The 14,347-nt window shown below is 45.2% G+C and carries 9 protein-coding genes; 3 read left to right on the forward strand and 6 right to left on the reverse strand.

Annotated features, from left to right (window positions below):
* The first annotated feature begins 10 nt into the window (after positions 1–10).
* On the forward strand, positions 11–1,945 hold the full coding sequence (gene gyrB / locus QZ209_RS02440) for a DNA topoisomerase (ATP-hydrolyzing) subunit B (protein ID WP_294344368.1): 1,935 nt from the start codon (positions 11–13) through the stop codon (positions 1,943–1,945).
* Here gyrB and QZ209_RS02445 read toward each other — a convergent pair.
* The 6 genes from QZ209_RS02445 to QZ209_RS02470 all read right to left on the reverse strand — a co-directional run bounded on the left by QZ209_RS02445 (position 1,934) and on the right by QZ209_RS02470 (position 9,172).
* Positions 1,934–3,250: a peptidylprolyl isomerase gene (locus QZ209_RS02445; protein WP_294344370.1), complete on the reverse strand. Its 1,317-nt coding sequence runs from the start codon at positions 3,248–3,250 to the stop codon at positions 1,934–1,936. The two genes, gyrB and QZ209_RS02445, sit on opposite strands and share 12 nt — an antisense overlap.
* A gap of 40 nt (positions 3,251–3,290) precedes the next feature.
* Complete coding sequence (locus QZ209_RS02450; RefSeq protein ID WP_294344372.1) at positions 3,291–4,124, reverse strand: hypothetical protein; 834 nt, start codon at positions 4,122–4,124, stop codon at positions 3,291–3,293.
* Between the two features lie 4 nt (positions 4,125–4,128).
* Positions 4,129–5,055, reverse strand: a complete 927-nt coding sequence (gene secF, locus QZ209_RS02455; RefSeq protein ID WP_294344374.1) for a protein translocase subunit SecF — start codon at positions 5,053–5,055, stop codon at positions 4,129–4,131.
* Positions 5,056–5,077: 22 nt separating this feature from the next.
* Positions 5,078–6,883: a protein translocase subunit SecD gene (gene secD / locus QZ209_RS02460; RefSeq protein WP_294344376.1), complete on the reverse strand. Its 1,806-nt coding sequence runs from the start codon at positions 6,881–6,883 to the stop codon at positions 5,078–5,080.
* Between the two features lie 604 nt (positions 6,884–7,487).
* Positions 7,488–8,780 carry an NAD(P)/FAD-dependent oxidoreductase gene (locus tag QZ209_RS02465; protein ID WP_294344379.1) on the reverse strand — a complete coding sequence of 431 codons (1,293 nt, stop codon included), beginning with the start codon at positions 8,778–8,780 and terminating at the stop codon, positions 7,488–7,490.
* Between the two features lie 14 nt (positions 8,781–8,794).
* Positions 8,795–9,172 (reverse strand): c-type cytochrome, encoded by a 378-nt coding sequence (locus QZ209_RS02470; protein WP_294344382.1) that lies wholly within the window; start codon positions 9,170–9,172, stop codon positions 8,795–8,797.
* Positions 9,173–9,838: 666 nt separating this feature from the next.
* Here QZ209_RS02470 and mnmG point away from each other — a divergent pair.
* Positions 9,839–11,710 (forward strand): tRNA uridine-5-carboxymethylaminomethyl(34) synthesis enzyme MnmG, encoded by a 1,872-nt coding sequence (gene mnmG / locus QZ209_RS02475; protein ID WP_294344385.1) that lies wholly within the window; start codon positions 9,839–9,841, stop codon positions 11,708–11,710.
* An 80-nt stretch (positions 11,711–11,790) separates the two neighbouring features.
* Positions 11,791–14,181 (forward strand): DNA polymerase domain-containing protein, encoded by a 2,391-nt coding sequence (locus QZ209_RS02480; protein WP_294344386.1) that lies wholly within the window; start codon positions 11,791–11,793, stop codon positions 14,179–14,181.
* The last annotated feature ends 166 nt before the right edge of the window (positions 14,182–14,347 follow it).

The following is a 14,347-nucleotide window of genomic DNA, read 5'->3' on the forward strand; positions in this document are numbered from 1 at the left end:
ATTAAACATTATGTCAGATACCCAAAACAAAACCTCATCGGAAACTTATGCGGCAACGAATATTCAAATACTCGATGGCATAGAGCATGTACGCAAGCGCCCGGCAATGTACATCGGTGACGTCCATTCAAGGGGTTTACACCATCTCATTTATGAAATCGTCGATAACTCGATAGATGAAACTCTCGCAGGATATAACGATACCATAGAACTTTCTCTCAATCCTGACGGATCTGTCACCGTCTCAGACAATGGAAGGGGTATCCCGGTAGACATTCACCCCCAGAAAAAAAAATCTGCACTCGAACTGGTCATGACCCTCATCGGTGCCGGAGGTAAATTCGACAAGGGCGCTTACAAGGTATCAGGAGGATTGCACGGAGTTGGTGCATCTGTTGTCAATGCCCTTTCGGACTGGTGTGAGGTCGAAGTTTACCGTGACGGCAAGATCTGGTACCAGCGCTACCAGAAGGGTATCCCGCAGTGCGACGTACAGGTTATCGGTGAAACCGACAAATCCGGAACCAAAACCACATTCAAGCCCGATTCAGATATTTTCAAAACCACGGAATTCCGTAAGGACGTCGTGATCGACCGTATGAGGGAGCTTGCATTTCTCAACAACGTGTTGAAAATCGTTGTCAAGGATCTAGACGGAACAGAAGAAGCCTTTCACTTCGAAGGCGGTATCAGGGAATTCGTCAAGTTTACCGACAACAACAGAATCAGCCTCATCAAGGAACCTATATATATCACAAGCGAAAAGGATTCCACCGTTGTCGAGATAGCGCTCCAGTACAACGACTCTTACCAGGAAAACGTTTTCAGCTATGTCAACAACATCAACACTCATGAAGGTGGAACGCATGTCACCGGGTTTCGCAAGGCACTGACCAGGACGTTGAACGCCTATGCACAGAAAAACGATCTGCTGAAAAACCTCAAACTTTCACTCACCGGAGATGACTTCAAGGAAGGCTTGACTGCGATTATCTCGGTCAAGGTAGCCGAACCGCAGTTCGAAGGTCAGACAAAAACAAAACTGGGCAACTCGGAAACACAGAGTATCGTAGAAAGTATCGTCAATGAACAACTATCGGATTACGCTGAAAGCAATCCTTCCATTCTGAAAGCCATCATTGAAAAAGTTAAAAGTGCAGCGCTTTCAAGAGATGCCGCAAGAAAAGCAAAAGAGCTCACCAGGAGAAAATCCGCACTTGAAAGTTCCGGATTACCAGGCAAACTGGCAGACTGCTCGATCAACGATCCCGAACACTGTGAGCTGTATATCGTCGAGGGTGACTCTGCAGGAGGTAGCGCCAAGCAGGGAAGAGACCGTAGTTTCCAGGCAATACTGCCGCTGAAAGGAAAAATCCTCAATGTCGAAAAAGCACGTTTGCACAAGATGCTGGAAAACGAGGAAATCAAGACAATCATACTCGCCCTCGGAACGAGTTTCGGCGAAGATGAATTCGCTGCAGAAAAACTGCGCTACGGCAAGATCATAATCATGACCGATGCCGATGTGGATGGAGCCCATATACGAACACTCCTGCTGACGTTTTTCTTCCGCCACATGCGAGCCCTCATAGAAGCAGGCAAAGTCTACATAGCACAGCCGCCACTCTATTTAATCAAGTCCGGCAAAGAGCAGAAATATGCTTGGGATGACGACGAGCGCAACAGTATCATCGAATCGATGAAGAAAAAGCAGAAAGGAAAGGGTACTGTCAATATCCAGCGCTACAAAGGTCTCGGAGAGATGAACCCCGAACAACTGTGGAGTACAACCATGGACCCGGAACACCGGTCACTGCTTCAGGTCAGTGTTGAAAATGCCATGGAAGCGGATCAAATCTTTTCAACCCTCATGGGAGACAAGGTAGATCCGCGCCGTGACTTTATCGAGAAGAATGCCCGCTACGTTCGCAGGTTAGATGTCTGAAATCTTGACATAGATCTCTTTCTGCAGGCCATTGATCCATTCCTGGAACATTCTGTTTTGCTTTTCATCGATGGTAAGCTTTTCAAGCCTGGCGTAATCCGAAGATAAGCTCAGACGATGCGCCGGCTTCTTGTCGTTCAAGAGAAAAATCGCGTAAAATGAAGCTCCGGACTCAGGCTCGACTCTGATAACTTCGCTTATATCGCCGATATCGTTCAACGACCTGACAACAGTTTTGAGCCGATCACGCAGCGCCGATAAAGCAAACATGGTTTCACCGGTTTCGGTATTCCTGATAACCCCTCCATATTTTGCCGATACGGGATCATCTGAATATTTTCTTGCCATATCTGCAAAGTCGGCTTTTCCACTTTTGATATTCTTGCGGATCTCCTCCAGTCGTACTTTTGCAGCCGGTGCATCGAGTGTGCTTCGATCAAAGACTATCAGAATATGCCGGGTATGCACGGCATCAGTCTCTTTATCGAGAAGCTGAATAATATGAAAGCCAAACCGCGACTCGACAATCCCGGAGATTTCTCCTTCTTCCAGTCCGAAAGCAACCTCTTCAAAATTCTTTACGAAATCACCACGCCGTGAATAGCCAAGATCACCGCCGAGATTGGCAGAGCCTGGGTCCTGAGAATATTGACGGGCAAGCTGAGCAAAATCAGCACCCGATTCAAGCTGGATTTGTAAATCCTCGATGGCTGCAAGGGCATTTTTCCTAGCTTCCTCGGTTACCTTGGGATACATCACGATCTGTGAAACGGAGACAGTTTCAGGAACCAGCGGAAGCCTCTCGCGATTCGTGTTATAGAAATCCTCAACCTCATCGAAGGTAACCGTAACCCCTGACATTTTCTTTCTTCTGAGGTTGTTGATCATCTGTTGATCACGAATATCGTCCTTTATTTCTTTCTCGATCACCGCAAAGGACTTCGAGAACGTTGCTTCCATCTCTTCTATGGACTTGAATTTACCCCTCAAAAACATCATTCTTTCATCGGCACTTTTCTCAATTTCCGATTCGTTCACTTCTACACTGTCGAGCCTTGCTTTGGTGAGCACGATTTTCCGGCTGACAAGCGTTTCCAGTATGCCCGATTTCAATGAAGGATCATTTTTCGCATCGGGATACTGCAAAATCGTCATCATAGCCTGCTCATCGACTTCAGATTGCAAAATCATTTCATTTCCCACAACGGCAACTATCCTGTCTGCAGTCGCTGCACCGGCAACCTGGAAGCTACCGACGAACATAATCGCCGCAATTGCAAAACATCTCAAAAAACAGTTTTTCATAATCATTTTGCTTTACCTAAGTTGAGCGTTTCAGCCCAGGTTACTGATACTTTTCTCTTGCTTCTCCAAGCAATGTACTATAATAGTGCTTTTGTTTCTGAACAATAAGAAGTTCTTCAATCTCGTCGTAGGCTTGCTCGAAAGTTTTTTTGCTTCCTTTTTTTACCCTATCATGCATTTCCATCACCACAAAAAGAGAATCGTGCACAGTGATGACCGATGAAAGCTCTCCTGGCAACAGGGTCGGCAACACCTCTTTCATGGTATCATTTTCAAGATGGAGCTGCTCAAGAGACCGCAAAGAACGTACAGGAGGGACTCGTCTATTGTTCCCGGCATACCCTGGTTCGATGGATTCGATAAGCTGCTGCAAACGTTGTTCATCACCGTCATACAAACGCAGTGCATTCTCTATGCGGCTTGCAGACTGTGGCGTTGACGCATAGTAACGGGAAACCGCATAAACCGTTTCCGAGCAGAGAAACGAATCGGAAAATTCCTGGTAAAATGCACTTGCCTCGGAAGAATCAACGGCATAAACACCTTCTTTTTCAGCATTTTCCATTCTTCCGGCAATATATCGCTGAACAACGATATGACGGGCTGCTTTTTCTATCAGCATATCGACTTCAGGCTCTTCGTCGGCCCCTTCTTCGAGTGCCAGCTGATAAAGAGAAGCGAGATCTTTCCAGTCTTCTATGTAGATTGCAGAAGCCGTCAGACTGTCTTCGGGTGAAGAATACGTGATCGAAGCAAGCAGTTCGTCCCGGGTTAACTGAAATTTACCAGCACGAGCAACGACATCGGCATCGGGTACGCCATCGCATCCAGTCATGAAGAAGAGGAGCACGCCTGTAGCGATATGCAGCTTCATGCCGCTATCCCCCCCTGAGTTTTATCGGGCGTTTCGACTTCAGCTGCCAGTCAAGCACAACAGGAGCGGCAATGAACAATGACGAATATGTTCCAACGATTATTCCGAGAAGGATGGCGAATGTAAAGCCTCTGATGGCAGGGCCAGCGAAGATAAAGAGCACAAGGACGACAAGAAGGGTTGTTCCCGAAGTAATGATTGTCCTGCTGAGCGTCTGATTGAGACTGTTGTTGAAGATTTTCAAATAGTCACCCGACTTGCCTACGCGAATATTCTCACGAATCCTGTCATAGACAACGACGGTATCGTTGATCGAGTAGCCGGCGATTGTAAGAAACGCGGCGATGATGCTCTGATTGATATCCAGAGGCATGAAATCAAACATCCCCCCAAAAATGCTGAATATGCCAAGCACGATAAAAACATCATGAAATATGGCCACCACACTTGCCGCGGCAAACCGGAATTCGAACCGAATCCCCACGTAAAGCAGAATAGCGACAATTGCACCGAGCAATGCCTTGAGAGCGGCCCATTTCAAGTCAGAAGCGATGCTGGGACCTACGGAATCAATTCTCAGCACTTCGTGAGGGTTGTCCGGAAGACGATCCCCGAGAGCATTGGACACAAGGGATCTCAACTGGTTGAGGTCTCCGTCAAATCCCGTTTGTACAAGAACCGATCTGTCAGCACCGTAACTCTTGATTGCTCCTTCTACACCGGCCTCTTTCAAAATCACCCGAACATCGCCTATCTCGACATCATTGTCAAAACGCAGGACGACTTCGGTTCCTCCCCTGAAATCTATACCATAATTCAACCCCCGGACAAATAGTGAAACCAGTCCTGCAAGCACAAGGGAAAGAGAAATTACATACGCTACCTTGCGGTACTTCAGAAAATCTATACTTGTGTTTTTAATCAGGTGCATGCTGTGCCTTCTTAATGAAATATTAACCGAAACTTTTGACCGTCATCACATTTGACTCGATCAGCAGATCAAAAATAACCTTTGTGATAACCAGAGCTGTAAACAAACTTGCAGCCGTTCCTATCATCAGGGTAAGCGCAAATCCCTGTATTGGGCCGATGCCATAAATATAGAGAAGGAATCCTGCGCCAAGAGTTGTAATCTGGGAATCGACAATTGCCGAAAACGCCTTGCTGTAACCTGTATCGACTGCGAGGCTGATATTTTTACCCGCAGCGATTTCCTCCCGGATTCTTTCGAAAATCAGCACATTAGCGTCTACAGTCATACCTATGGTCAACACGATGCCGGCAATACCGGGTAACGTAAGCGCTGCACTGAACCCGGCCAGTACCGAGAGAACGAACAACACATTCAAAACGAGGGCGATATCGGCAGAAACACCCGCTTTCCGGTAGTAGACGATCATAAAAACCGCAACGATGAACAACCCCCATCCTGTCGACAACAAGCCGGAACGGATATAATCCGCGCCGAGAGAGGGCCCGACCGTTCTTTCTTCGATAATTCTTACCGGTGCAGGGAGTGCGCCTGCTTTCAGCACGATCTCGAGGTCCTGAGCCTCCTCTATGCTGTCAATACCGTTGATTACCGAACTTCCACCAGGAATTTTCGATTCGACAACTGGTGCAGAATACACCGCACCGTCGAGAACGATGGCGATCTGGCGGCCGATGTTCGCCCCGGTTATTCTTGCCCATTTCGCCGTACCGTCAGAATTCATTCGCATGGTCACCTCGGGCTGAAGAGCGGAAGCCCCAAAAGTAGCTTTCGCTTCGGTAATAACTCCTCCTGTCAACTCCGGAGTTTTCTTCAAAAGAAACATATCGTAAAAGGTCTCCCCATCACTACCCTCGATCGATCTTGCAGAAAGACGGATCTCAGAATCCTTGGGCAGCAATTTCTGAATATCTTCACGCTGAAACAGCCCGGTCAGATATTCCCGAGAGTACTCCGGAGCATATGCTCTTCCATTTTGCATAAGGACAATATTCTCATAGAGAGGGTTGTTTGCTTTCGCTGCCGGAACGCTTTCTTTCTCGGATGGTTCAGGTGATTCACTCCTATTTTCGTTTTTTGCCAGGTAGCTGTTAATACGCTCGAACGCCTCGAGCATGCTCTCATTATCCCTGACAAGCTTGAATTCAAGCTTAGCCGTCCCTTTCAACAGCTTACGTACTCTCTCTTCATCCGAAACTCCGGGCAATGCGACAATGATCCTCCTCGCTCCCTGAGACTGGATAACCGGTTCGGCGACACCATATTGGTCGACGCGGTTTCTTATAATCTCTTTCGCTCTGACAACAGCATCCTCAGCCTCTTTTCTCAACTTGCCGATTATTTCCTCGTCGCTGTCACGTACCTCGTAGAAATAACGACTCATCTTTATATTACGCTGCTTGAACTCCGCAACCAGCATTTCGATAATCTGTTGGTTTCCCTGCTCGGCACGTTCTTTGACTTCGGTGATAATCTCTCGAAACGTATCATCTTTGTTCCATGCCCTCTCTTCGACAAGGTCGATAAGATCCACTTCAAGAACGAGATACATTCCGCCTTCAAGGTCAAGGCCAAGTTTCAGGCTTTTTTCAGCGGCAGTTTCGATAGCCTCGCGATTATCACGGACGAACGAAAGGCTGTCTTCAGAAGCGGTCAGCTGCGAAAGCTGTTTCGAGTAAGAGTAATCCTTATACGTTGGCCAGAGAGACCATAGAGCAAGAGCCGTCAAGGCAACAATAAGAATAGTTTTGAAACGATTGTTTTTCATACATACATGATGCTTTGCGAATACGACGCGATCAGTAAATCAAGTTCAGCCAATATATAAAACCAGCCTTTGATTAACAATCGCACATGATGGAGTGACGTCATGTTCTCTGATAGGACGAAAAAACCAGCGAATTCTCCCGCTTGAACATGAGTACAGATTGCGTTCAGAACAGACCAACGAAAAGCGAGCGATAAGAGACTCTCTTACAAGCCATTCGACAATGGTTGCAATCATCACAATCATCATGCGTCAATCACGCCGCCTCGCGTGAAATAGATGTTCGGATTTCACAGATGGCCTCCATGGTGAAGACACGATAAGAAGGAGTGTTGATTTTTTATGCGGCGGGATCCCACAGATGATACTCATGATGAGTACAAGAATTATAAGCGAACACCTGCTCAAAATACGAGAGGCTGCCTAAAAAGCACCGCATCACGGCTCTCAGCCGCCATGCATACATCTCCGGTAAAAGTCATGCCGCACTCGATGCGGCATCCATACTGACTTTCATTTGAAGATGGATCCCCGGGTCAAGCCCGAGGATGACTAGAATAGGACTCATGTGGTACCTCTTTACAGAAAAACCACGCAATCGACATCATCCCCAGATATCCTGAGCAATATTGTTGTACCACCCGCGTGCATAGGTAGCTTCTTCGCTGAGCTGGTCATCATCGGCATCCATAGGAGTAAGCCCACCTGCACCTTTGATGCTGACAATACCATCGCTCGTGAGCTTGTAGACAGCGGCAACAGAGATTCCGTATCCCGGCCCGACAAGACTGTAACAGGTATTGACAAGTGACGGAGGAGCAGGAACTTTCCCCTGCATCAGGCGAACAATACTGGCGGCAGTGACTTTACCCTGACTGCTAGCCGCAAAACCGGATTTCGGCATTGCACCGGCAATAGCTGCGTCACCGATAACATGAATGCCGGGTTGAATCGCAGATTCAAAAGTAATAGGGTTTACAGGACACCAGCCGGTTTCATCTGCTAAACCGGCATCGATCGCTATTTTTCCGGCACTCTGCGGAGGAATGACATTGATCACACCACCCTTTACAGGCCCTGAGGCGGTCTGAACCGTCATGGTTGCAGGATCGACCGACAGCACCTTACCTCCGGCTGAACCTGCACGCCATTCGATGATACCGCTATAGAGCCTCTCCCAACCTTTGGTGAACAGCCCCTGTTTGGAAAACTTTTCCTTTGCATCGAGGATAATAACCTTTGAGTTAGGTTTATTTTTCTTCAGGTAGTTTGCGATAAGACTTGCTCTCTCATATGGACCCGGTGGACAGCGGAAAGGATTTCCTGGTGCGCAAATAATCACATTCTCCCCGTCCTGCATTTCCTGGAGCTGTTTCGTCAAAAGTTCTGTCTGCGGCCCGGCCTTGTAAGCATGGGGCATGGAGGAGTTGGCAACGTCCTCGCTATACCCTTCAATCGCATCAAACTTGAAATCTATACCCGGCGACACAACCAGACGATCATATTTCACTTCATCACCACCCTCGAGCGTGACGGAATGATTAACCGCATCGATTTCGACCACTTCATCATGAATAACATCGACGCCATGCTTGTTCTGTAGTACTTCAAACGTATGGCCGATATCTTTCATCTCCTTCAATCCACCCATCACCCAGTTGCTGAAAGGGCAGGTATAAAAGGTCGTTGCAGGCTCTATAAGCGTTACAGAGATCGACGGATCGAGTTTCCTGATATACTTTGCGGTCGAAGCTCCTCCAAAACCGCCTCCAATAACAACAACATGTTTCTGATTAGCAAAAGCCGCCTTCTTTCCTCCAAAAACTCCAAGAGTCGAACCAGCCGCTCCGGCGATGAAAAGTTTGTTGAAATCTCTACGAGTAAATTTCTGACTCATGCTGATACCCCCGCTTATTTTGAAGAATTTTGTTGACTTAGGCTGCCAAAATATTCGGCAATGAGCTCTATCTCCTCATCAGAATAGCCTTTGGCATGCCGTCCCATTACCGTAGAGTAACGCTCATCATTTTTAAAGTCCATGAGAGCGGTTTTCAGATAGGTCGCCGATTTACCATAAAAACCCGGTAGAATACCGACGCTTTTGCCATCGGTTCCATGACACGATGCACAGGAAAGCGCAAGAATTTCTCCACGAGGATCAACCTCAACGATTTGAGCTGTCGACTGCTTTTCCGAATCCCGAGTATCGGATGAGGGTGTATCACACCCAGTGAGTGCCCCCGCAGAAATAAGACCGACAGACAGCAAAGAGGTAATTTTTTTAACCATTGTACTCATCTCCTTGTTTATTATTGATTAGCGGAATAATGGGGCTGAATTCTACTCTATCGTTCTTTTCAAAGCTCGGCAAGGAAACCGCACATGATCCTTCCCGCTACCGCTTTTTCCTTGTTTTTCCCACACACCTCTCACCAGGGAGACACTGTTGGTTCACAATGCAAATACCCGCACGCTGAATGACAAACCATAAGCTTCTTTTTCTGTCTGTTATGCAATACATTACACAGAGAGGTATTCTACACGCCTGTCATACATTACCGAAGCTTATCAAATACAGCCGCAATTCGCTTTTATTCGGATCGTACCGGCGAGTGTTCACTCAATACTCAAGACTGTTTGTGACAAAGCGTATACGGTAATGCGAACGCAATAAATAATATATAACTATATATTTATATAACAATTTTTATTCTGTGTCACAAACAATAATATTACGGCACCACAGCCGGTTAGAGGGCAGAAGGTAACAATCTTCTCAAAGAGAAGGCGAATTCGAGCAGTACTGCCTGCTGAACATTCCGAAAGCTGTATAATGAACATTTTCCGGCAACGGGAAAAACGATTAAGACGCAATAAATAAATAACTTAAAAAAATCTTCAAGTCACTGAAATCGTCAATAGAACAGAGTAAAGTTTCACGTGAAACGTTTTTTTATGAGTACGTATGATATTATAGTTGCAGGAGCCGGTCATGCGGGATGCGAAGCAGTGCTTGCAGGAGCCCGAATGGGGCACAAGTGCCTGCTCGTTACATCAGATTTTTCTGCAATTGCCAGGATGTCGTGTAATCCTGCAATCGGTGGTGTCGCCAAAGGACAGATAACGAGAGAAATCGATGCACTTGGCGGTGAAATGGCAAAAGCCATCGATGCCACCGGCATTCAGTACAGAATGCTCAATCGGAGCAAAGGTCCGGCTATGCACTCGCCAAGAGCGCAAGCGGATCGAACACTCTATTCGATCTACATGCGTAAGATCATCGAGCAGGAAAAAAATATCGATCTTCTACAGGACAGTGTTACCGGAATCACAACAATACGCAACAAGTGTACTGGAATCATACTAAGCTCAGGACGTCAGATAGAAGCGAAAACCGTCATCCTCTCCTGCGGAACGTTTCTCAACGGTTTGATACATATAGGTATGAACCATTATCCTGGTGGGCGAACAATAGCAGAACCACCGGTTCATGGATTAACGGAATGTCTTTCAGCATTGGGTTTCGAACATGGTCGCCTCAAAACAGGCACTCCACCTCGGATTGATCGCAGAAGTGTGGACTATTCCAAAGTATCGGTTCAACCTGGAGACAAAAATCCCACACCTTTTTCATTCTCTACAAAGGATCTTCATTCAATAAAGCAGATTGACTGCTACCTTACCGCAACAACGGAAGTTACACACAGCATTTTGACGGCAGGTTTCGAACGCTCACCGCTGTTTTCCGGTAAGGTACAAGGCATCGGACCTCGTTATTGCCCTTCCATCGAAGATAAAATCAACCGTTTCAGCGATAAAAGCAGTCACCACATCTTCCTCGAACCGGAAGGTTTCGACACGAATGAAATGTATGTCAACGGATTTTCTACATCACTACCTGAAGATATCCAGCTCGAAGGATTACAGTCTATTCCCGGATTGGAAAACGTTGTTATGATGAGACCTGGTTATGCCATCGAATATGACTACTTTTTTCCATATCAACTCCATCCCACGCTCGAGACAAAGCGTATAGAAAACCTCTACTTTTCAGGGCAGATTAACGGAACATCCGGATATGAAGAAGCTGCGGCACAAGGTATTATGGCCGGCATCAATGCGGCACTGAAAATCCAGGCAAAAGAACCCTTTACTCTCAAACGATCTGAAGCATATATTGGTGTTCTCGTCGACGACCTCATCACCAAAGAAACAAATGAACCGTATCGGATGTTCACCTCTTCAGCCGAACACAGAATAATACTCAGGCAAGACAACGCCGACCTGCGACTCTTACCCTACGGTTATGCTCACGGGCTTGTATCTGAAAAAAAGAATCAAGAACACGAAATAAAAAAACGTGCTATACGTTCGGTAAAAGAACTGATTGCTTCTTTGAAAGTTCAGGCAGTTGATGTCAATCCATTGTTGACCTCCCATGGAAGCCCGACTATAAGCGGCAGTATTCGATTTGCAAATATTCTAAAACGCCCCAAAATATCTTTTTCTTCACTCCTTACAGTTTCAGCCGAGGCGTCGTCCAGAATCCTTTCGATCACACAGGATAGTGAAGTGCTCGAGCAAGTTGAAATTGATTGTAAATATGAAGGGTATATAAAAAGAGAGCGCCTTATGGCAGAAAAAATCGCACGTCTCGACTCACATCGGATTCCTGATTCATTCAACTATCATGTATTGAAAGGGTTATCGAATGAAGGAAAAGAGAAATTAGCCAAACATAAACCCTCAACAGTTGGACAGGCATCGAGAATTCTTGGAGTTACACCAGCGGACATTTCTGTACTCATGGTAAAAATCGGTCGTTAACGGTATTGCTATAACCCCTCATATGTTTCACGTGAAACACTACCTGTTGAATTTTCGTTTTTTATGACAAGAATTGAATTATGAATAATAACCAAGGCAACAAGGAAAGTCTGAATACACTTCTTTTCGGTAAAGACAGTGAAGAACATATCGTTGGGATTCATCAGCTTGTCAATAATAGAGTCAGACTCTATGTAAGAGATGATAATGGTGTCAAAAGCCGTGACGAAGAATATTATCCATTTTTCTTTCTGTCGGAAAACACTCTCTTGGATGGCTTTATACCGGCTAATAGCGAGAAGTTTTGGCTCATCAAACTTCAGGGAGAAAACTATTACAGATTTTTAGCCATCTTCAAATCTCAACACAACTACAGAAACGCCCTCGACCATATTTCATCGAAATCGAAAGAATCTTCCCAGGAAGACAATGACTCCGGTGTTTCAAACAATCTGACATACAATAGAGGTGATGCTGTCACACAATATCTCCTTCAAACAGGTAAAACCTTGTTCAAAGGAATGATGTTTGAAGATCTTTATCGCATACAGCTCGATATCGAGACGTATTACAAACCTGAAAAAAATACAAGCACCAAAGTTTCTATTGGCAGCGATCCCATCATTATCATATCACTCTGTGACAACAGAGGATGGGAACAGGTAATCCACACAAAAGAACAGTCTGAATACGAATTGTTGCAGGAGCTGGTAAAAATCATCCAGCTGAAAGATCCTGATGTAATCGAAGGGCATAATATCTTCAGTTTCGACCTATCGTATATCCAGAGAAGATGTGAAATTAATGGTGTAGAATTCAGAATTGGGCGTGATGGCTCGATTCCGAGAAGTTTTCCAGCCAGCATCCGCTTTGCCGAACGATCTATAGATTACCCTTTTTTCGACATAGCGGGAAGACACGTTGTCGATACCTTTTTTCTTGTACAGAATTACGACGTTGCGAAACGTTCCATGCCCAGTTACGGACTGAAAGCAGCAGCCAAGTATTTCGGTTTCGCTTCACCCGACAGAACCTATGTCGAATACAGTGAAATTGCGAACCTTTGGGATAATAATCCAGCAAAACTTCTCGACTATGCCCTCGACGATGTCCGTGAAACCGAGAAGATTGCAGCTTTGCTCTCTGGCAGTAACTTTTATATGACGAGAATGATGCCGTACACCTACGCGCAAACGTCAAGACTCGGCCCTGCCGCCAAGATAGAGGCTTTAATGGTAAGAGAATACCTTAAAGAAAAACATGCACTGCCGAAACCGGAAATTGGTCAACAGCATATGGGAGGCTTTACAGAAGTTTTTCTTAAAGGAGTTTTAGGCCCTATCGTTTATGCAGATGTGGAATCGCTTTACCCGTCTATTATGCTTTCATACAATATCTGCCCGAAAAGTGATGAACGAAAAATTTTTCCAAGAATTTTGACCGATCTGAAAGACCTTCGTTTTACAGCAAAGAAAAAAGCGAAAGATGAAAAAGAAAAAGGTAATGAGGCTGAAGCAAACAACTTTGATGCGATGCAATCGTCTTTCAAAATACTGATTAATGCAATGTACGGCTACCTGGGATTCAGTATCGGTATTTTCAACGACTACGAGGAGGCCGATCGTGTTACGACAACAGGGCAGGAAATAGCACGGAAAATGATAAAAGAGTTTGAGTCACGCGATTGCAAAGTTATCGAAGTCGATACTGACGGAATCCTCTTCGTACCTCCTGCACACATACGATCGAAAGAAGATGAAATCAATCTCGTTAACGACGTATCATCTGTCATGCCAAAAGGTATAACTATCGGTTATGACGGGAGATACAGAAAAATGATTTCTTACCTAAAGAAAAATTATGCCCTCCTTGACTATGACGGTACGATTAAACTCAAGGGATCATCACTCATAAGCAGAAGCGGAGAAAAATTTGGGCGGGAATTTATTCGTAAGGGTTTTGAGAAACTTCTCGAAGAGGATGTTCAGGGTTTACACGATCTTTATGTTTCTTATAAGAATATGATCGTGAACCATAACTGGAAAATCGCTGATTTTTCACGAACTGAAAGTTTGAAAAATACGATGGAGCAGTATAGAACCGACACAGAATCGGGAAAAAGACCACGTTCCATTACTTACGAACTCGCATTGAGAAAAAAACTTTCAATCAACAAGGGTGATCGAATCACTTATTATGTATCCGGAAGCGGTCTTCAAAGCAGTCACTTTGATAAAGGCAAACTTGCTGACGAGTGGGATGATTTGAAGCCGGATGAAAATACCCAGTTCTATCTGAAAAGGCTCGATGAATTTTCTCAAAAATTTCTTCCTTTCTTCAAACCGCAGGATTTCAGTTCAATTTTCTCCACCGATACCTTGTTTTCATTTTCTGCTGAAGGGATCGAGCTCATCAAGGAAATACGGAATAAAGAAACCGAATCGATTGACGAAAATGATATACCCTTTTAAAATAATAAGTTATTTATTTTTTAGCTATGATTACGGTTTTTCTTTATTCAAACACGCCTGAGAGTTTCATTGGCTCACGTTGAAAGGAACTTTATGGTTTTCTTGCATGTATACTTAAAACAAATCAGCAACGTTCACTAGCTTTTTCAACACCCAAGACGAATAC

Origin of the sequence: Prosthecochloris sp. (assembly GCA_015482705.2) — a bacterium.
Lineage (GTDB): Bacteria > Bacteroidota > Chlorobiia > Chlorobiales > Chlorobiaceae > Prosthecochloris.

What these genes read in the sequence shown, in the direction of transcription:
- QZ209_RS02480 (WP_294344386.1), top strand. Translation starts at nt 11,791, where the DNA reads ATGAATAATAACCAAGGCAACAAGGAAAGTCTGAATACACTTCTTTTC.
- gyrB (WP_294344368.1), top strand. Translation starts at nt 11, where the DNA reads ATGTCAGATACCCAAAACAAAACCTCATCGGAAACTTATGCGGCAACG.
- mnmG (WP_294344385.1), top strand. Translation starts at nt 9,839, where the DNA reads ATGAGTACGTATGATATTATAGTTGCAGGAGCCGGTCATGCGGGATGC.
- secF (WP_294344374.1), bottom strand. Translation starts at nt 5,055, where the DNA reads ATGCACCTGATTAAAAACACAAGTATAGATTTTCTGAAGTACCGCAAG.
- QZ209_RS02470 (WP_294344382.1), bottom strand. Translation starts at nt 9,172, where the DNA reads ATGGTTAAAAAAATTACCTCTTTGCTGTCTGTCGGTCTTATTTCTGCG.
- secD (WP_294344376.1), bottom strand. Translation starts at nt 6,883, where the DNA reads ATGAAAAACAATCGTTTCAAAACTATTCTTATTGTTGCCTTGACGGCT.
- QZ209_RS02450 (WP_294344372.1), bottom strand. Translation starts at nt 4,124, where the DNA reads ATGAAGCTGCATATCGCTACAGGCGTGCTCCTCTTCTTCATGACTGGA.
- QZ209_RS02445 (WP_294344370.1), bottom strand. Translation starts at nt 3,250, where the DNA reads ATGAAAAACTGTTTTTTGAGATGTTTTGCAATTGCGGCGATTATGTTC.
- QZ209_RS02465 (WP_294344379.1), bottom strand. Translation starts at nt 8,780, where the DNA reads ATGAGTCAGAAATTTACTCGTAGAGATTTCAACAAACTTTTCATCGCC.